Genomic DNA, 812 nt, shown 5'->3' on the forward strand with positions numbered 1-812 from the left:
GGTGTCGAGGTGAAGGTCGAAGGACTGACGAAGTCCTTCGGTCGGGCCAACATCTGGTCGGACGTGACCCTGACGCTGCCCGCGGGTGAGGTGTCGGTGCTGCTCGGACCGTCGGGTACCGGTAAGTCGGTGTTCCTGAAGTCCTTGATCGGGCTGCTCAAGCCGGAGCGGGGGTCGATCGTGATCGAGGGCGTCGACCTGTGCAAGTGCTCGGAGTCCGAGCTGTACGAGATCCGGAAGCTGTTCGGGGTGCTGTTCCAGGACGGTGCGTTGTTCGGGTCGATGAACCTGTTCGACAACATCGCGTTCCCGTTGCGGGAGCACACGCGCAAGTCGGAGTCGGCGATCCGCGACATCGTCATGGAGAAGATCGACATGGTCGGTCTGGTCGGTGCCGAGGGCAAGCTGCCGGGTGAGATCTCGGGGGGTATGCGCAAGCGGGCGGGGTTGGCGCGGGCGTTGGTGCTGGATCCGAAGATCATTCTGTTCGACGAGCCGGACTCGGGTCTGGATCCGGTGCGTACGGCGTATCTGAATCAGCTGATCATCGATCTGAATGCGATGACGGATTCGACGTTCCTGATCGTGACCCACGACATCAACTCGGCGCAGACGGTGCCGGACAACATCGGGTTGCTCTACCGCAAGCATCTGGCGATGTTCGGTCCGCGGGAGGTGTTGCTGACCTCCGACGAGCCGGTGGTGGCGCAGTTCCTGAACGGGCGTCGGGAGGGTCCGATCGGGATGTCGGAGGAGAAGGACGCCGCGCAGGCGGCCCGGGAGATGGAGGAGGCGGGTGAGCTCGAGGGCCG

General features: G+C 63.9%; 1 protein-coding gene. It reads left to right on the forward strand.

Annotation, left to right across the window (positions count from 1 at the left end; genetic code table 11):
* The coding region (locus ND486_RS28710) for an ABC transporter ATP-binding protein (RefSeq protein WP_251787437.1) at window positions 1-812 on the forward strand (812 nt) is incomplete at both ends.

This window comes from Pseudonocardia sp. DR1-2 (assembly GCF_023717215.1).
Taxonomy (GTDB): domain Bacteria; phylum Actinomycetota; class Actinomycetes; order Mycobacteriales; family Pseudonocardiaceae; genus Pseudonocardia; species Pseudonocardia alni.